Source organism: Pseudomonadota bacterium (genome assembly GCA_018817425.1).
Classification (GTDB): domain Bacteria; phylum Desulfobacterota; class Desulfobacteria; order Desulfobacterales; family RPRI01; genus RPRI01.
Genome location: JAHITX010000063.1, coordinates 1 through 19,926, shown reverse-complemented (window position 1 = coordinate 19,926; position 19,926 = coordinate 1). Strand labels below are relative to the sequence as shown.

Below are 19,926 nucleotides of genomic sequence, written 5' to 3'. Positions count from 1 at the left end.
ACCAAGAATATAAAATACGGGATTGATCTGTAAAGTAAATTATGACAAAAAGAAATTATGAATATCAATTGATTCTTATCGATTCCAAAAAGGATGGTTTACATGAAATTTTATGCTGCTAAAAATTTTGCAATAATTTTTTTTCTGTTGATAAGCACTTGCATTATATCCGGTAAATCAGTTTATGCCGCACAGTCCTTTATTACGGAAGCAGAGGGCTATGCCTGTATGGGAGATGACAAGTCAAGAAAAGAAACGGAACAAAGTGCTGTTGCCGATTCCAAACGTAACGCAGCAGAAACAGTAATGACACATATTAGCAGTGAAACAAGCATTAAGAATTTTGAACTCGAAAAGGACGTTATTTCTGCTTACAGCAATGCCAAAGTAAAAATAATTCAACAGATAAATGGTGTCTGGTACAACAACGCTTCTGCCGGTGATTGTTTCAAGGTTAGTGTTAAGGCTGAAGTTATTCCTGATGTAAAAATTCTTAAAGCCACAGAAAAAGAAGATAGCCTTGAAAATCCCGATATGCCGCTTAAAGTTGCTGTTTGGACAAATAAGAAAAAGTACAGCTTAGGTGACAAAATTATAATTTATATCAAGGGAAATAAACCGTTTTATGCTTCTGTATTATACAAGGACGTAAATGGGGCCATGCTCCAGCTTTTACCGAATCCTTACAGAAGAGAACACTATTTCAACGGTGGTGCAGTCTATACCCTGCCTTCCGGAGAAGACAGGTACGATCTTGAGGTAACCCCTCCTTTTGGCGAGGAAAATATAATAGTATATGCAAGTACATCACCTCTTGGTGGACTTGATTTGGCGGCTACGGGTGGTGTCTACCAGGTAAAAACAAAAGATACCGGAATAAAAACCAGAGGTGTGAAAATTAAAGCAAAAACAAATGAGTCAAGGGCCGAAACCGCCGAATTTTTTGAAACAGGTACACCAGTTAAAACCGGCAAATAATAACGATCAAAGTGTTGCATATTAAGCCCTATGACGAAACAGGGCTGGACTCGATTATCCGCATTTTTTTCCACTTGCCGTGGCGATAGCGCAGCATAAAAGCCATTCCAAGGAGGCAGGCATAGAATGCGGCAATTGTCCACGCAGTATAAATCCCCGCACCTAAGAATTCTATTGCAATGTAAACCGGAATAATCATTCCCCCCAAAGAAAGAGCTGCAATGGTCCACATGATAAATCGTGTGTCGCCTGCCCCCTTTATTGCTCCGGAATAAATAAGGTTCAGAGCATCGAAAAAGCAGAAGACCGCTACAAAACGTAATAGAACTATACCCAGATCCATTATTGCTGCAAATTGTTCAGGGCTGTAATTCCTTGCCTTAAAAAGATAGAGTAAGGGCTCAGGCAGAAATACGAAAAAGAATGAAATGATTGCCATGTAAACAAGAGTGACATGCAAAGAGCTTGTGGTTGCATATACTCCATCTTCCGGATAGCCGCGACCGATTGCTTGGCCCACCAGTGTGGCATTACCGATGTGAAATCCTACCATCGGCAAAAAAGCAAGCGATTCTAAAGAAAGCACGATGTTGGATGCAGCCATCTCCAGATCCCCAAGCCGCCCCAGCATCTGAATGAAGAAAGTGAACCCGAATATTTCAAGAAAAAACTGTATGCCGCTTGGCAGACCATACCGCATAAGGCGGCTAAAAAGCTCTTTATCAAAACCTCTGTTATTCCATGTGCCGAATCGAGACCGATTATATGAGCTGAAGAAAAAAAACCCAAGGATCAGTACAATAACGGCTGAAGACGCAACTGTGGCTATGGCAGCTCCTGTAATACCCATTTCCGGAAAAGGGCCGATACCGTTTATCAGGCAGTAATCCAAAGGTATGTTTACCATTGCACCTGCCATGTGGATAAACATAACCACACGCGTCAGACCTCTGCCCGTATAAAAACATGCCATGGCAGAGCCCAGTAGAGGAAATACAGCACCCAGTATAAGAATATTAAAATATTTTATTTCAAGAGCACGGACATGCGGAGAATGACCAATCATATCGAAAAGGTGACCGGATATAAAAACAAATGAAGCCACTAGTAAAGCGGCAAAAATTGAGAAATAGATACCCTGCCAGACCGATGCTCCTACACGATCAAGGGCGTTTGCTCCGGTATACTGAGCCACGAAGGCGTTGGTGTAATGGACAGCGCCCAGAAAAATTGAAAAGCAGGTAAAAGATGCTAAGCCGGCAGGCAAAGCAGCCGAAATACTGTCTACCGAATAATTGGACAGAAATATCCTGTCCGTAAACTGCATAAGCGTAATAGAACCCATGGAGGCCACCAGAGGAAGACTGATGGCCATAACACTTCGATAGCCATTGGGCTTAGACCAGCGCTCGATCATGTTCTGGAGATCTCCGGGAAATTGTTAATCAAATAAAACTTTACATCATCAAAAATAGTGCTGGAAAATAATATCATTTTTTATCTTAATGTTGTTACGGATTGTTTAAATAACTTTCAAATTCTGAAACAGCTATTTCAATGGGTATAGCAAAACCAAGACCTTCAAAGTTGCGAGTAAGCATTTTTAAAGTATTTACGCCGATTACTTTTCCATCATCAGTTATAAGCGGGCCACCGCTGTTGCCAGGATAAATTTGGGCGTTGGTTTTAATATAACCATTTTCATAGCCTGAAATAATGCCTGAGCTTACGGAATCTCTTAAACCAATTGGACTCCCAATCGCATATACATCTTGTCCTTGACTTGTTTGGCGAGACATGGCCGGTTTGATAAAGGGTGTTATAATATCATCTATCTTAAGCAGTGCCAAATCAGCATCTTTGCTTTCTGCAACTAAGTAAACATCGAATTCACGGCCATCCTTGATTATAATAGTAAAATTGCTTGAAAGAGCACCAACTGCAACATTATATGAGTAATCATCTTTTGCGTTTGAATAGGAATCGAGATTTGAAAGAAATTCCTGTTTTTGAGAACTGAAATTTTCTTTCCGCCTAAGATAGTTATCGTAAGCCATTTTATATTTTTCAGTTTCGGCTTCTTTCAGCGGTATATAAGTCAGCTTGTCAATCTTTTCTTTGTAGTCTTTCAGTTGCTTTTCGCGCTTTTCAAGCAATTTTTCCTCGGCGGCAAACAGCTTTTTGTACTTTTTTGCGTCTGAATCTATTTTATTAATATGCTTCTTAGCTTTAGCCAGTTGGTTTTTATCACCACGCAGAACATGTTTATTCGTTATAATATAGCCGTTTGAAGTTATAAAAAAACCCGATCCGGTTCCCATAGATGTTTTGACGGTAACGGTAGCTATAGATGCCTTTTCTACAGCTCCGGTCGGATTATAGCGGTCAAATAGTTCTGCCTCCAAATCTTTTGCTCCCGAGTTGACTGAGAAGGAGTCAGACTGAAAGGATATATCATCAACGTCATCTTCTTCTGATATTTCTTCATAGTCGTCTGCTTCTGATATTTCTTCATAATCATCTTCTTCGGTTAAGTCTTCAGAGTAATAATTATCATCATCACCTTGTGAACAATAGATTTTTGTAAATGTGGTATCTGCAACAAAAAATACAATAATTATGCAAAAGATTATTCGGATAGTTTTCACATAGCACCTCTTATCATTTTATCATTGTATAATACGAAAAACTTATCTGCCTGAATAAATACCCAGCCAGTTCTTCCGATTATAAAGTCAGGTTTCGGTATTTATAGCTGAAACCTGATCATTAAGTGTCCATAGATCATAAAGATAACCTATTCCGAGTAAGCCGCCCGTAAGCAGGTAAATTATTCCGCTTATCCACTTTCCCATATAGAAACGGTGTATACCGAATAATCCAAGAAAGGTTAATAGAATCCAGGCGATAGTATAATCGAGCTTTCCGGCTGGAAATCTTAGATCGGCTTCTCGGTCCATAGACGGGATAAGAAAAAGATCAATAATCCAGCCGATAAAGCAAAGCCCTAAGGTGAAAAACCATATTGTCCCCGTAACGGGTTTTCCATAGTAAAACCGGTGGCCGCCCATGAATCCGAAGATCCAGAGGATGTAGCCGATAGACTTGAGATGTGTGTCGTTTGAATTGTTCATGAGCTTTTCTCCTATCATATGTTATGGCAATTCCGGTGATAGATCCATATATACTAAACCGGCGAATTTATCCGGCGGCAGAAATCCTTTTCCCCATTTTTCATCATATGCCTGAGTAGGTTTTGCGGCAACAACTTCTTCCGTTGTTTTGCCTTCCTGCATAAGCTTGCTCACGTTATCTCTGATTGTGGTCAACATTGAAACGTACTGCTCAAGTTTTGCTTTATTTGACAACGGGCCATGACCCGGAACAACTTTGGTATTTTCATCAATCATCGGAAGAATTTGATTAATGACCTTAATCATACCGTTGATTGTTCCGCCGGAATAGATTCCGATATAAGGATAAATCCCTTCAAAATAAAGATCGCCCGTGCAAAGTACATTAGCATTTTTAAAATATATTACAGAGTCGCCATCAGTATGTCCGGCTTCCAGATGAAATACTTTTACTACTTCGCTGTCCATATGAAATGTTATTTCTTTCTCATACGTAAGAAGCGGCAGTGCTATCTGTGATGCAGGCGGAACCTTCTTGTTAAATATTTTCATCTCGTGCTCTATGCCCATTTGCTTTCGAACATTTTCATGGGCAAGAATAGTTGCTCCGGTTTCAGCGACTTTTTGGTTTCCCCCAACATGATCATAATGCCAATGGGTAATAATTGCAAAACGGACAGGTTTACTGCTTAATTCCGCGATTTTGGAAAGAAGCTTATCAACAGAGTCTGCAACTTTAGTATCGATCATCAAAACACCGTCATTACCCGCTAAAACAGTACTATTGCCCATGCCGCCGGAATCGGTAAACATATAAATATTATCAGCAATTTTCTGGGCACTTACCTGAACTTCAGCTTGCTCTTTAGCATACAAAAAAGAAGTAAATACCAAAAAGGTAACAAGGGTTGAGATTATTGTGAAAATATTTTTGTGTTTCATTAACATTTTATATCCTCCTTAATCATGATAACTTATAGGGTGTAAGCTATTATATAACCATATTAAACTGTGAAACGAATCATTATTCGTTTTCTGCAATATCCGTTTTTCGTTGTATTTGTTTTTGTTTCTTTGCTGGTGGCAGAAAGTTTTCAGAAGTAACGACACTTTTGCCTGTTTTTGATTCCAATTCCAATCGGGCTTTCTTTGCTATTTTACCACCCTTTTTTCCCGCTTCTGCATTTTCTGCCATTCCGGTTGCATCAATGCTTTCAGCGATCTGCCTTGTCGAAAGTTCCGCCAGTGCAGTAAAAATCAGCTCCGCTTCACTCATATGATCACGCAGATTCTGAGTTTTAACCCCTTTGATATCTTTATGCTTCTTAACTGAAACACCACTCCATTCCTTATGGATGATATCTGTGAGAATGGCATATTCATTTTCTTTGGTTATTTCGTGGTCTTTCCAGTAATCAGTGAGTTTATTGCGGGTTTCCTGTCCCATCATTCTCTGCTGGATCCATTTTTCACTTCTACCATGTTGCTGCCAGTATTCACGGGCGCGATCGAGGGAGCGCTCGGGGTCACTCATGTCCTGCAAACGCTCATAACCCACCTTTGCCAACCATTGCTTGAAAGGTTCAGCTTTTGGCGATGGTATGGATTGAACGAGTCGCAAAATATGTTGAACCGATCCACCAAGAGTCTTTCTCTTTTTTCCTGTTTCTGTTTCCATTTCTACCTGGGGACAATTTGTCCCCAGGTAGAAACCAAGCTCTGCATCCCTTTTTCTGAGTTTCTTCAGATAATCGGTCGGATTTATTGAATCGGTAAGCACTGCTACAACATCAACCACAGAAAAATACCAGGTTTCAGTAGTTTCGTCATAATATCTTCGGATTTTTTTATTTTCAAAAACTGCTAAGGATTTTTCCTGCATACTTATTCTCCGGTTTTGTTGCCAACCAGCTCAGGGCTTATTGGTGATTAATTCTCTTCAAGCTTTTCATCAATAGTCTGATCCTTTGAATAAAAAAAAGAAGTAAATAATAATATTGCAATAAGATTTAAGATGATTGAGAAAATTTATTTTGCTTCTTCAATACGTATTATAAGCATAATGTTCTACCGGTTATCTTCAAATTAATAATACTTACATGGATAAAATTATATTCGGTCATGGACAGCAGTTATACTGTCTATTCCGTAAATTTCATGATAAAGCATGAGATCGATTAGATCGAGAATTCTTTTTCTTGCATCAGGGTTAAATTCGGATGATACATATTCGCGTTTTAGAAGATCCGGAAGTCTATATGCATCAATTCTAAGCTTATGCTTTTCACCTTTTTCCGTTATATCTGTGATGATTTGTTGTGTTGCTTCCAGGACAAGACATAGAACATCACAAGTAGCATCTTCAAGCATATGCAATATAGGAAGGCTATTATCAGCAAACGCTGGAGATTTCAAAAATACGGTAGCAAGATCTTTATATAACTCAACGTCTTTCGCTTGAGCATTTCCAAAAACACGTGCAGCTATTTTTCGGACATCAGAATCGTCATCAAAGAAGAAATTTATTAAAATAGTATCAACACGATGCCTATTGTCAGCCCACGCTATTGTATCACATGCAACTTGAGCTAAGAGGCGTTTATGGTTTATACTTTTAGTAGCAAGTTCATCAGCTATAAAAATATATTCATTATTTTTGAAACTTTCACAAAATATAAGCCATGCACCTATCAATTTTTGGGTTTCATTTTTGCTTTTTAATAGTTCTGCTACAAGTTTTTCAGCAAGCTTAGGCAACCAATAAAAAATATATGGAAATAAGTGAATAGCTTCATAGGTTATAAGCGGCGAAAGCCGTAATGAATCATATTTGTATGGTGAACCATCAGGAAGAATTAACAATCTGCTAATTGAATCGGAAAAACGATCCTTGTTCATATTAAATAAAGGTATTAGAGGTTTCATCATACAGCAACGAACGCTTATTAAATTTTCTTTATTAAGTGCTATTTCAATTGCATCCCAAATATAATTTTCTGCTTCTTTAACTTGCCATAAAATAGATCCCAATGCTTTCCAGGCGGAGCCGCGAGTATTATTGGTACGAATGCAAAAACCTCGGCCCTGTTTAATTAGTGTTTCAATAGATACTGTTTGGTTTTCAGTCTTTTCAGTATCTGAACTTTCGTTTTCAACCGCTTCTCCATTTAAAGCATACCATATAAGTATTTCTGTTACTCTTAAATCGGTGGCAATATGAGGGTGCTTTTCTATCAACCTGGCTATATTTTTGCCAAAAGGCCTATCTGGGTGCTGATGAGCGCTTTTTATAACCTGAGTTATTAATTCCTCAGAGGGAAGCTTTTCAGTATCTGCCAATCCCCATAAAACATGATTAATATATGCATGATGAGCGGAGTCAGGAATTTTCAGGCAAAGATTACAAAATCTTTTAGGATCTTTTTTAGTTGCCTCTTGTAGTTCATTAGCAAGTTGTCGTGCTCCTCCATCTATAAAATCGTGACCATAGCGTTTAAAATCATCATTATCATAGCAACTTATAGCAGATAACCAATGGCTATCTTTCATTTTGGCACAATGATCATGCTTGATAGGTGAACCAACTAAATGCATTTCAATATTACTTGGCCCTTTAATTTTTGCTTTTGGAAATTTTTTACGAAGTTTGTGAATTTGTGATAAAGCAACCGAACTGAGAAAATTCTCACCGATAGTTTCTAAAATGCATAATTGCTCATATCCTGAACGATTAAGGTAGTATATGACACTCTCTTTTGCGCCATGTTTTTCCCCCTGCTCGTTCTTATTAATTGTTCTTATAAATTGAGTAGCATTGTCGATTTCAGGGGTGTAATTAAGAATTGCCTGTTCAACCTCATTTTTTTCTTCAGAAGTCAAGTGAGGCATTGCCTCGCGGCAAGCATAAGCAAACAGCAACCATTCCGCTCCATTCCAGCCGGAATCAAATAGTATTTTGTTGGGGGAAAGCGCAGGCAAACGATTCGCAAAAAATTTCGGGTTATTTCTAATTGATTCTAAATGTAGATGCATGAAGCATTGATGCTTATAGGGGTCAAGTGTTTCAAGATATTTGATAGCAGCTTCCGGAGCATCTTGAACGATTTTATTAAGTGCTGAACGGTATATATCTAAAAATTCATCAAATCCAAAATGATGTCCAGAATATGTCCTATAATTAAAATCGTAGCGATTTTTTCCGTTTTGAACTTCCGCAACCGCCATATTAATTAAGTGGGCAAAAGCATTAGTAGTTCCTTGTAAAAATTTTTGGGGCATTTTTTTTGCAATCTGGGCAAGTGAATGAATATCAATTGCCTTTAATTCATTACGATCGAACGGATTCCTTCCGGGATTAATTGCGAACCAAGCTTCGAAGATTAAATTAAGAAGACGCCCACAATTTTCAGGTGATTTTTCTCCCCATGTGTGCAGAAGCATAGTAACGCGACCATCCTTATGATTTTTAAATAAATATTTTGGATTTAATTGAATTATATCTTCACATAATAGGAAAAGATCATTATCAGGTTTGGTTCTCCTTACTAAACTAAACCAGTCAAGCAGATATTCTGAACGTTTAGTGTCATTATTCCACCAAAAACGTAATAATTTAGCAACTTCTGTAGGTTTTTCTCCTGCAATATTCCGAAGCCACCAAAGCACCTCTTCGGAACGCACTTCATCTTTTCCTTCGATTTGTTGCCTAATCCAATTTTTTTCATTTAAAAAATCAAACCATATATAAGTTGATAAAACTGCTTTATGGAAAAATTGATCAAACTTTCCGCTTGGGTTATTAAATTTAGTTATTATGTCAAATTCCTGCTCAGTCGGGTTATCAATAGAATTCAACCATTGGCAGATAGCAGCTTTTATGTGGAAGCGTATATCGCTACTTTCAAGAACCATAGAAAGTTCCTTTATATAGCGATTAAAGTCATTTTGCCTCAAAGCTTCGAGAATTTGTCTAACCTGTGTTCGCCGGAAAAGATGTTGTTCTGTTTCTGTGAGCAGATCAAGTAGGTTTTGGTTGTTGTTTGCAAAAGCCCTTGCATAAACATGGTCGAAAAAGCTTTCATGGAAAAAATTGACTTGACCACGGGATGATATAATCATTCCTTCGGAAGATAGAATATCAGCAGCATTCTGATAATCATCAATAACGGATACAGGAGCATTTAGCCTTTGCCTTTTGCTCATCCAATCACATAAAGCTTTTAAAGGACGGATCAAAGGCCAAGATGTTTTTCGCTCCTTTGTTAAGATACGTTGTTTTTTCTCTATCAATTTTTCATATAAATTTGAACGAGAATGAAATGAAAGTTTGGGGTCATCTATTTCCATAAAAATGGCAAGATTAATCGGAAATAGAAGTAATTGACTCTGTGATTTTGTTAGCGAAGCGACATCAATGCCTTTCTTCTTTAAAAGTGGTTCAACTTCTGCACTCCATTCGAATAAAGGGATATCTATTGTTTTTGCCTGATTAGATTCTTTTAATTTTTTTAGCCGCGGATCGCTATCCAGATCGAATGTACGGCAAGCAACCACAACCGTGACACCGCCAAAATTATGAGCATCAGTTATTAGTCGAAATAATACTTCTTTTACCTGCCCATCTCTTCCGGAAACCTCGCTGATGGCATCCACTTGATCAATAAACAGAATTGATTGAACGGTTGGAAAGGTTCCCTTTAAAGTGCTGACAGAACTTTCTTCTCTACCTGTAAGATTTTTGCCGAGTTCTTCTTTGGTACTACATGATAAATAATGATCAATCCGAAAAGCCAAATGAGGGATATTTTTATTACGAAGCAGATCTATTGCACCTCGTACAATTCCGGATTTCCCAGAACCTGCAACACCTGTAAGCATTATTAATTCCGGACAATCGGGTGTAAGTATTTCATCAATTAACTTATTTGTTTGATTTCTTTTAATTGTTTCTCCACCTGTTCCAAAAGGTGTATATGTTTGGAGATAAGCATCTGTTTCTTCGATTAAGCGCTGTCTAATCGTCAGGTCAAATGACCATTCTTTGAATTTCAGTTTTTCACTTAGCTTGATAGCGGAACGTGCAGCTTCACAGGTAAGAGTTTTATTAAAGTGATTTTCTAAAATATCACGTAAATTTGGGAAAGCAGTTTTACTGCCATTATGGAAATATAGATCACCATAGGATTCAATTAGTGATTCTAATTCTCTTTCAGGAATTATTTCAACATGGCTTCGCTTAAGCCAGTCGAAAATAATTTTATCAGATTGTTGCCATTCTTTTTTTAATATCTGCAGAGAATCTTCTTGTTCCTTCGAAAGAATTTGCACATATTCATCATAAGAGTTTGATAATTGCGCTTTGCCTGTTAGTCTTCTAAAATCGTTAGCATTGTCTTGGGATATAAAATAACAATGATTAATTTCATCGGCCATTAATCTCTTTAAAAAAGCTTTTAACACACCTTCTTTTTTAAGAGCATTAATTGTCCAGTTTCCGGAAGGAGAATTTATCTTGGTTTGATGCCACTCAATAATATCTTCACGTGCAACAGCAAATTCGAACCCCCGATATTCAGTTTCAACACTTTCAAATTTCAACCAATGTGCCTTGTTTGAAATGACATCCAAAAAAGAACGAACAAGCCACTTTGCTTCATATCGATTACCTAATTTATCTGCTATTCCGCCTGGTATCATTTTTAACACACCAAATTATTTATTTTCTAAAACTTAAGAACAATTTAGGGTTTTAAATCTGAATAGATCAAAAAATTATCACATTTCTTTTAATCAATCAGCAATCAATTAAATTAATTTGAAAATTTACATAACCTAATGACATGTTTTTTGCAATAATATTTGGATTACCTGCGAAAGAGGTGGGGATTTTATGAGGATTTAAGTGATCCATATTACAAGGATTGTAGAAATTCAAGCATTCCTTCTACTCGGCTGGTTCTAATCGATAGGCGTATTTAACCTGATGGCAAATTTACTTGATTCTATCTTTGTAATGTTCCGGATCTCTGTGTAGATGCGCTACAGCAGTGATGATAATTTCTTCTGGATCTACAATATAGAGAAGAGCATAAGGAAAACCCTTTAGAATGCAGCGTCTTGTTCGTTCACCTGTTTTCGTCCACGCTTCCGGCATAAACTCTATTCGTTCGATAGCTGCTGCAATTTCCTGAAAAAAGCGAAAGCCTAACCCGGGCAATTGGTGGTTATAGTATCGCACTGCTTCATCTAATTCATTATTTGCAGGAGATAAAAAACGGACTTTCAAACTTCATACCTCTTTTTAATTTCATCCCAATCAATAGCCTCAAGCTCTCCTCGCTTATGAGCTTCATATCGGGCTTCGGATTCGGCAATCCAACTTTTTTCGATATCCGGATCAGGTTTATCGAGGCTGTATAAAATAGCCTCAACCAAACGAATTCGTTCTATCGGTCGAAGTTCTATCGCCTTTTTTGCTAATTGATCTATTGATTCCATAGTATTGCTCCATATTTTTACTGGTAATTCTAAAGTATTGGAGATGTTAACATTAAAGGAGAATAGCCAGAAAGGTAAAAACTAATATAATTCTCCTGAACAATCATCAATCATTTTAATTTATTTGAATTTTTTATACCCTAATGACAAAGTTTTTGCAATAATATTTGGATTGCCTTCGATAGAGGTGGTGATCTTATAAGGGTTCAAGGATTCGAGGGTTCCAGGGTTCAAGCGAAGTGCATAAAAATTAAATAAATCTAGTAAATACGATTAAACTTGGCAAAGTTTTTTCTTGACATAAGTATCAATTGATACCATTATGTGAACAAAGGTATCAATTGATACTTAGCGTTCTTAATCCTTTATTCGAAGGAGATACGTTCAATTAAATGCAAAGACCGTCCAAAAGGGAGATCCATCTTAAAATAAAGCGGGCAAAAGCCATTGTTGAGCAGGTGGACATATTAATAATAGAACCAGATGTGATTGCCGAGGATGCCATTGAATTGGGTTATAGAATTGAAAGCCTGGAATCAATTTTAATGCAGATTTTAGACGAACTTGAGATTCAACATTATGCCGGAGATCATCCTCCACAGAGGTCTTATGAAAGAGAAATTATAAATTCTGAGCTTTTCGCGTTTAAATGGAAGAGTAAAAGATTAGGTTGTAAGGTCTATCTTAAATTTTGCATAAAGAACGATAAGTTTTATTTGGTTTCATTGCATAAAGATAGAGTATAGGAAGAGTAAAACAACGAAGGGAGGAGGGCAAAATGATGAAAAGTACTGTTAATTGCCCAAACGATCATGGGAAGATGTCACTAAAAAAAGTTGAAAAACAGAAAACATTTAGGGGCATAAAGATTAAATATCAAGCAGAAACTTATATATGTGATGAATGCGGAATCAGTGTTGGGACAATAGAACAGGCTGCTGCAATACAAAATACAATAGCTGATGCTTATAGAGAGACAAAAGGTTTATTAACCGGCAATGAAATAAAAAGAAAAAGAAAAGAGTTAGGGTGGACTCAAAAGGAACTGTCAAGAAAAGCCGGAGTTGGTGTTGTAAGCATTAAAAGATGGGAAAATGGTATTATACAAACCAAATCAATGGATAAGGCACTCAAGAGCGCTTTCGATGGAAGACAAGTTGGAAACCCCTATACCGGTAACAGGGCTGCGATATCGATCCCAAGAATTAAACTGGTAATGATAGCGCTTGAAGAAGAAGTAGGCTGTAAATTCCTTGTTGATGGGGATAAGCTGTTATTTGATGTAAAGTATTTGTGGTATGTTGATATGCTTGCATTTAAAGAGATTGGCCAGAGTGTTACCGGTGCAACCTATGCAGCATTGCCATTTGGGCCACAACTTAATAATTACAACGAACTGATAAGTTTAATCCGAGCCGCTGATGAAACAAAAGCTGAAACTTTGACAGAGGAAGAAAAAAGAATAATTATTAAGGTTGCTGCTGCCTTCCCACGCAAAAAGATGGCTTATGATGCTGCCCACCGAGAGCAAGTTTGGAAAAAAAGAAACACTGGGGCTTTGATTCCCTATACGGATGCATCAGAGCTGACAGAGATATAAACATAGTTGGATTGTCTGTGAAAGAGATGGTGGTTTTAAAGGGTTCAAGGATTCGGGGATTCCAGGGTTCAAGTGGAATTTTGAGTACATAATAAATTTTTCTTTTTGATACTGTAAAAAGTATATTTTATAAACGCTCTAATGTTCTACCCTGGTTGGGAGCAGTCTGCTTAGAATCCAATAACTCTTTTTTTTGACGGCAGCTTCGGGCCCATCAGTTGCTTGATCACTTCTGTCGCAACAATAATTTTGTTACTGAGAAAGCGACCCCATGGAAAAAGGCCTTGCCAAGGTAAACGGAAAGATAATAAACCGTGGGCTTAAGTATTCCGGTGTCAAAGGTTATACTCTGGATATAGATGCAACCGGAATTGAGGCACAAAAGCAAGCATTTCGTTTGATAGTAATCCGCCAACCCATTCAGAAAAAGTTATTTGATGAAAAAGAAAAATACACAGTAATAGCGACAAACCTCACAGAAGATATTGAGCAGGTAGTGCGGTGGTATAACCAACGTGGTCAGTGCAGTGAGAACATGATTAAAGAACTCAAGATCGGTTTTGGAATGAAAAGAATGCCATTTAAAATGGGCTGATTGCTTCTAATGCAAAGGTTTATAATAAGCGTTTTTTGTTTTCTTGGCTGATTTTTTATTAAATAATGCCAAAATTACACCTTGATAAAAATCAATAGCGGATTTTGGGACGCTAAAAAGTATTTCTTGCTTTCTTTTTCTGTTATAAATTTCTCGCACAAATATATGTAACACACTTATTACTCCGGAAATTGAACATCTTCATTAATTCTTCACGATGCCTGTGTTTATTATAGCAATAATCTACAGAATCGATATGGTATAATAATATGTTAAAGCAACTTCTAAGTAGCAGCATAAACCATTATTCCAATTGAATTGAGGAAAATTATGAATATAAAAGAGCAAGAGATTTTAAGTAAAGTTCCGGAAGTAACCCTGATCTTCTGGATTATAAAGATTCTCGCTACAACCATTGGTGAGACTGGCGGGGACGCCGTGTCCATGTCAATGCACCTCGGCTATCTCGTAAGTACCGGAATCTTTGCCGCGATATTTGCAATAGCGGTAACAGCTCAGGTTTACGCGAAGAAATTCCATCCTGTTCTTTACTGGACAACAATTATTGCAACAACAACAGTGGGAACGACATTGGCAGATTTCGCGGATCGTTCTCTTGGAATTGGCTATGCGGGTGGAACGACAATATTATTCACATTACTAATGGTATCATTATTTCTCTGGTATCGTACACTTGGTTCGATAGCCGTTGATACCGTAAGTTCGCCAAAAGCTGAAATGTTTTATTGGGTAACAATCATGTTTTCGCAAACCCTGGGCACTGCCCTTGGCGATTGGACAGCTGATACAGCGGGTATTGGGTATGTTGGTGGTGCAATTGTATTTGGTGCAATGTTGGCAGCAATCGCAGTTGCGTACTACCGAACAAACATATCCCGCACTACTCTGTTTTGGGCAGCATTCATCCTTACGCGGCCGCTCGGCGCTGTCATCGGCGATTTTCTTGACAAACCCATAAGCAAAGGCGGCTTGGAGTTAAGCCGCTACTCAGCGTCGGCCACCCTTCTTGTGTTAATCGTGTCGTGTATCTTTATCTTTTCGCATAAACCGGCAACACGAAAACATTGACAACCAAATATTTGTGGGTACAATTATATTAACTCAAAAGATCAATCTTTGTATAGTCCGTCCCATAAAAAGCGAATTCATTCTTTATATTATAATAAATGAAAATAAGCCCATTAAATCAACCCCGTACTTTATTTTCTGCATATCTCAAAAAGAGAAACAGCGGCATCGCTTTGTTATTTTTCCTTTTTTTCGGATTTGCATTCATAACCAGGATTGTGCTGATGATAAAGGCTGCTCAGGATATTTCATGGGACTTAAGCCTGTTGGCAGCTTTTGCATGGGGGTTCATATATGACATAGGCACGGCTTCCTGGTTAATTATACCCTTTATCCTGCTTCAGGCCATCCTGCCCGAACATTTCTTCGAACGCCTGTGGGGCCGTTTCGTGATGCAGGTAATCTTGTTTATTTTTCTTTATTCTTTGTTGTTCTGTCTGGTCGCCGAGTGGGTATTCTGGGATGAATTCGGGGTAAGATTTAACTTCATCGCTGTTGATTATCTTGTCTATACTAAAGAAGTAATTGACAATATTTTCGAGTCCTATCCAATGCCCTTGATACTGGGCGGTATAGCTTTATTATCATTGATATTACAGATATTCATCTGGCGCACGGGGGTTCCTGCCGCATGGGCTGCAAACTCGGCATCGCCTATCAAAAACCGTTATAAATTTGGCTCTGTTGCATGCGCTGTAGTCATTGTTGTGGGTTTAATCATCAATCAAAACTGGCTGCCTGATTTTACCAATAATTACAATAAAGAACTTGGGAAAAATGGCATATGGTCATTATTTGTTGCATTCAAAGAAAATGAACTCGATTTTGACCGGTTTTTCCCTACTATTCCTGTTGATAAGGCATTTCAATTCATGCGCAGTGAAATAGTGGAGGACGGGTCGGTATTATTGAAACCAAAAGAAAAAGACACACTAAGATTCTATTCAAAAAAAGGCCCTGAACTTAAGTTGAATGTAATTCAGATTACAGTGGAAAGCCTGAGTGCTAAATTCCTGGATAATTCAGGCGAATACGCAAATCTGACGCCAAATTTATCGGCCATTGAACAGAAAAGTCTTGTGTTTGATAATTTTTACGCCACGGGAACCCGCACGGTACGTGGAATGGAAGCTTTGGTCCTATCGCTGCCGCCAACACCGGGCCGCTCTCTGGTGAAACGCCCGCATAATGAAGGATTATTTAGCCTTGGTTCAATATTTCAATTGAAAGGGTATGATACAGCATTTCTTTATAGCGGATTCGGTTACTTCGATAATATGAACTATTTCTTCGGCAATAATGGTTATAAAGTCATCGACCGTAGTGCCGTAAGCTCAGATGATGTAACATTTGCAAATGTCTGGGGTGCCTGCGACGAAGATTTGTATCGCTGGACAACACGCGAAGCCGATGCAGTCTACGCAAAAGGGAAGCCCTTTTACTTTTTTTTGATGACTACATCAAATCACCGTCCTTTCACTTTCCCCGAAGGACGTATCGACTTGCCGTCCAAAACATCGAAACGCCGCGGTGGCATAAAATATACAGACTACGCCATCGGCAAATTCATCGAAGAAGCAAGATCAAAACCATGGTTTAACAATACGGTCTTTGTTATCGTGGCCGACCATTGCGCCGGAAGCGCGGGCAAAACGGAGCTGCCTGTTGAAAACTATCATATACCGCTCATTATCTATTCCCCCGGCGGACAGTTGCCGACCGGTCATATAAAGACCATTTCAAGTCAGATTGATTACGCACCTACCTTGCTAGGACTTCTGAATTGGAGCTATCCGAGCCGCTTTTTCGGCCATGATGTTCGTTCAATTCACCCTGACGATGGAGCTGCAATTATAGGCAATTACCAGAAGCTGGGACACATTGAAAAAGATAAACTCATCGTTTTAAAAACTGTGAGAAAGAATGTCGCATACCACTATGACTTTGCGACTCACTCAAGGATAAACATACCTCTTGATGCGGAAGCGGTTACTGAAACCATAAGTTATTATCAAGTTGCCAGCTATCTTTATAAATATGGGTTATACAATGCCATGAAAGCGGATGAGTTTGCCGATTATATGAAACAAGGTCGCACTATGGCAGAAAAAATGCAGTCGGCTAAATAAAACAGGAAGTAAACCGGATACTTCATCAGGTGATGTTTGGGGGTATTCTATCAAACAACTACATTCTTGAGCCACTTTCAAAACGTTTCAGTTTGGTCAAGGTCAAGGCGGGTGTAAATTTTAACCACAGGAATACATGGAGTATTTCGAGGATTAAAATTTTCACCCAACGCAGAGATCGGCCAAAATGGGACGTTTTGAAACTAGCTCACTTGCATTACTGTGGCATTGCCGAAAAACCTGCTGTCTAACGGATAAAACAATATGAAACTTAAAAATTATTTCACCATATCAGCCATATTGCTTTTGGCTTCTTTTTTTATGGCCTGCTCCCTGTCAAGGGATATAAGGTTAAGCAGTTATGCTCAAAAACAACAGATACATGAAATAATTAATACTCTTCAACCAAGAGTAGAAAATGGCGATTCGGTGTCTTCTTTTCAGCTTTTTTTGCTGGCATCCTCTTATAACGGAATTCGCAATTACAGCAAAGCACTTGCCATAACAGACTTGCTTCAAAAGCAGATTGATAATGGCGACAGTGCTTTTGTCGGCTCTGATCTCACAGTTTATCCCCAGATTTTGCGTGGCTCTGTTTATCTCGATCAGGGCGAATTTCAGAAGGCAATCAAAGAAGGCCATCTTGCTTATAAACTTTTGCATGAAGCTGGACGTGAAAAACAAAGTTTTTATACATCACAGATGATCTCCATTTACGATTTTCTTGGTGTTGCCTATGCTCTGTCCGGGAATAAAGCGGATGCTCAAAGAATTGTTAATTCACTGCAAAATGTAAGCATAACACTCATGAACGGTCCTGAAAAATACAGTGCTCTGGCGCGGATTTACATGGCTTTGAAAGAATATGACAATGCGCTAAAAGCCATAAGAAATCCTGATGCAAAAGTAACAGGTGCAATAACAGCTTTATACGATCAGACCTTTCAGGAGATACCCAATCTTTTTATTTTATCAAAAAGCCTTTACGAAACAGGAAACATAATAGAAGCAAAAAATGGATATGACCGGCTTTTAGGGCATCCGCAGATTGAGCAAATCGGGGGTATTTACTGGATTGTACTGCTGGATCGGGCAAAAATTGCTTTGGCCGAAGGCCGGAAAAGTACCGCAGAAGACATGCTGAAAAAAACAATCGAAGTTATTGAAAAGCAGCGCTCTTCGATTAATTCCGAAGCGGGACGCATCGGGTTTGTTGGCGATAAACAATCTGCTTACGCAGAATTGACGGCACTGCTTCTTGCTGACAACCGTTATGCAGAAGCATTTGCTTACGTGGAGCGTGCCAAATCCCGCGCCCTGGTGGACTTGCTTGCTTCGCAAAAGGACATAAAAGTTCGAGGCGGACAAGCTGAGCAGATCAAGATAACACTGGCCGAGCTTAGCAAAGCGGAAAATGACCTCACCGTTGTGGCGCAATCTGCTGAAGATAAAGAAAGCCAAAGTAAAACACGGGCGGTTGTCCTGAAACTGAAAAAAAACCTGCAGGAAAATGCGCCGGAACTATCCGCTCTGGTTTCCGTAACTACTCCTTCCACGACCGAAATCCAGGAAAAGATTAAAGACGATGAAACACTTCTGGAATATTATTGTTCAGGCAGTAAATGGTATGTTTTTATTTTAACAGACAAAACAATTGTGGCAAAGAAACTGCCGGTAGCGGATTTAGAAAATAACATTGATGCTCTGCGCAAAAACATTACAGCTCAAGACTTACCGGATTTCAAACAATATAGTCAGGCGCTATACCGCCAATTATTTTCTTTGGCAGCTCCTGTAATTAACACAAAAAAATTGATTATCGTTCCACATGGCTCTTTGCATTATTTGCCTTTTGCCGCCCTTTTCGATGGCAACGAATATCTGATTGACCGCTTCAGCATTCGGATGCTGCCCAGTGCCAGCGTTCTGAGCTTTCTTAAACAACGGGCAAAAGAAGAAGATAGAGGTGCTTTGATTTTCGGAAATCCTAAGCTGGACGACCCAAAATATGATTTAAAATTTGCACAGGACGAGGCTCTGGCCATTAGCAGAATAATTCCTGAATCCAATGTTCTTTTACGCAGCGATGCTTCTAAAACCAATCTGCAAAAATTTGGGAGCAAATATTTCATAATCCATCTTGCTGTCCATGGAATATTTGATATTGATAATCCGCTTAATTCAGCACTGCTGCTGGCCGCAGATAACATGAATGACGGACTATTGAGAGCAGGAGATCTTTATAATTTATCTTTGAACGCCGATTTGGTAACTCTCAGCGCCTGTGAAACGGCTCTGGGGAAAGTGGCTACAGGCGATGATGTTGTTGGCTTAACGCGTGGCTTTCTCTATGCCGGAGCGCGTTCGCTAATATCCAGCTTGTGGCAGGTTGATGACGAAACAACCCGAGATATAATGATCAACTTTTATACCAATTTATCGAAGATGAATAAAGATGAGGCTTTACGGCAGGCGCAGCTCAAAGTTAAAAAGCAATACCCGAATCCCTATTTCTGGGCAGCATTTTTACTTACCGGAAGTGCTATGTAAAAAAACAATGTGCATATTCTAACACTATTGTGGTTTGTGTAGCTTTTGCGGGGTTAGCAAAAAAGACAAGGCAGAACATTTTGAAATGTTCTGCCTTGTCTTTTTAATAATATGAATGGAAAGCTTAGTATCAATTAAATCGTCGCCTGAGCCCGACCAAACCAAACAGGCCTGATCCAAACAGAAGCAAGGTAGCCGGTACGGGAACAGGGTTACCCACCTCACTGTACTCAAAATCATCAAGAACAAAGTCTTTATAGTAATAAGATTCCCAGGCAAAGAAACTCACTTGGTCAACAAGTATATCTGAGTAACTTGATGTGAAATTAATAACATCAGGACTCCCATTATTAT

General features: G+C 38.7%; 14 protein-coding genes and 2 pseudogenes. 7 read left to right on the top strand and 9 right to left on the bottom strand.

Annotated elements, in window-relative coordinates; translation table 11 throughout:
- The first annotated feature begins 93 nt into the window (after window positions 1–93).
- Window positions 94–978: a DUF4384 domain-containing protein gene (locus KKC46_10990; protein ID MBU1054338.1), complete on the top strand. Its 885-nt coding sequence runs from the start codon at window positions 94–96 to the stop codon at window positions 976–978.
- A 28-nt stretch (window positions 979–1,006) separates the two neighbouring features.
- Here the strand turns inward: KKC46_10990 and KKC46_10985 are convergent, their stop codons facing one another.
- From KKC46_10985 to KKC46_10950, 8 genes are all read right to left on the bottom strand, one after another.
- The gene (locus KKC46_10985) at window positions 1,007–2,395 is read right to left on the bottom strand and encodes an MATE family efflux transporter (protein ID MBU1054337.1); all 1,389 of its coding nucleotides are present in this window, start codon (window positions 2,393–2,395) and stop codon (window positions 1,007–1,009) included.
- Window positions 2,396–2,489: 94 nt separating this feature from the next.
- Entirely contained in the window at window positions 2,490–3,626 is a 1,137-nt protein-coding gene (locus KKC46_10980) for a S1C family serine protease (protein MBU1054336.1), read from the bottom strand.
- A gap of 87 nt (window positions 3,627–3,713) precedes the next feature.
- Entirely contained in the window at window positions 3,714–4,112 is a 399-nt protein-coding gene (locus KKC46_10975) for a TM2 domain-containing protein (GenBank protein MBU1054335.1), read from the bottom strand.
- A gap of 21 nt (window positions 4,113–4,133) precedes the next feature.
- Window positions 4,134–5,054 (bottom strand): MBL fold metallo-hydrolase, encoded by a 921-nt coding sequence (locus tag KKC46_10970; protein ID MBU1054334.1) that lies wholly within the window; start codon window positions 5,052–5,054, stop codon window positions 4,134–4,136.
- A gap of 82 nt (window positions 5,055–5,136) precedes the next feature.
- Window positions 5,137–5,994: a hypothetical protein gene (locus tag KKC46_10965; GenBank protein ID MBU1054333.1), complete on the bottom strand. Its 858-nt coding sequence runs from the start codon at window positions 5,992–5,994 to the stop codon at window positions 5,137–5,139.
- 227 nt (window positions 5,995–6,221) lie between these two features.
- Entirely contained in the window at window positions 6,222–10,808 is a 4,587-nt protein-coding gene (locus tag KKC46_10960) for a hypothetical protein (protein ID MBU1054332.1), read from the bottom strand.
- 295 nt (window positions 10,809–11,103) lie between these two features.
- Complete coding sequence (locus KKC46_10955; GenBank protein MBU1054331.1) at window positions 11,104–11,397, bottom strand: type II toxin-antitoxin system RelE/ParE family toxin; 294 nt, start codon at window positions 11,395–11,397, stop codon at window positions 11,104–11,106.
- Complete coding sequence (locus KKC46_10950) at window positions 11,394–11,609, bottom strand: addiction module protein (protein ID MBU1054330.1); 216 nt, start codon at window positions 11,607–11,609, stop codon at window positions 11,394–11,396. Before KKC46_10950 ends, KKC46_10955 begins: the two co-directional genes overlap by 4 nt.
- 392 nt (window positions 11,610–12,001) lie before the next feature.
- On the opposite strand from KKC46_10950, the gene KKC46_10945 reads away from it, so the two are divergent.
- The 6 genes and pseudogenes from KKC46_10945 (at window position 12,002) to KKC46_10920 (ending at window position 19,572) form a co-directional block, all read left to right on the top strand.
- Entirely contained in the window at window positions 12,002–12,355 is a 354-nt protein-coding gene (locus tag KKC46_10945; GenBank protein ID MBU1054329.1) for a hypothetical protein, read from the top strand.
- 32 nt (window positions 12,356–12,387) lie between these two features.
- Window positions 12,388–13,209: a helix-turn-helix domain-containing protein gene (locus KKC46_10940; protein MBU1054328.1), complete on the top strand. Its 822-nt coding sequence runs from the start codon at window positions 12,388–12,390 to the stop codon at window positions 13,207–13,209.
- Window positions 13,210–13,479: 270 nt separating this feature from the next.
- Window positions 13,480–13,789: pseudogene (locus tag KKC46_10935) on the top strand (hypothetical protein).
- A gap of 345 nt (window positions 13,790–14,134) precedes the next feature.
- Complete coding sequence (locus KKC46_10930; protein ID MBU1054327.1) at window positions 14,135–14,893, top strand: hypothetical protein; 759 nt, start codon at window positions 14,135–14,137, stop codon at window positions 14,891–14,893.
- 224 nt (window positions 14,894–15,117) lie between these two features.
- Window positions 15,118–17,022, top strand: a complete 1,905-nt coding sequence (locus tag KKC46_10925) for a sulfatase-like hydrolase/transferase (protein ID MBU1054326.1) — start codon at window positions 15,118–15,120, stop codon at window positions 17,020–17,022.
- 264 nt (window positions 17,023–17,286) lie between these two features.
- Window positions 17,287–19,572 (top strand): CHAT domain-containing protein, encoded by a 2,286-nt coding sequence (locus tag KKC46_10920; protein MBU1054325.1) that lies wholly within the window; start codon window positions 17,287–17,289, stop codon window positions 19,570–19,572.
- A gap of 130 nt (window positions 19,573–19,702) precedes the next feature.
- Here KKC46_10920 and KKC46_10915 read toward each other — a convergent pair.
- Window positions 19,703–19,812, bottom strand: a pseudogene (locus KKC46_10915) (PEP-CTERM sorting domain-containing protein).
- Window positions 19,813–19,926 lie beyond the last annotated feature (114 nt).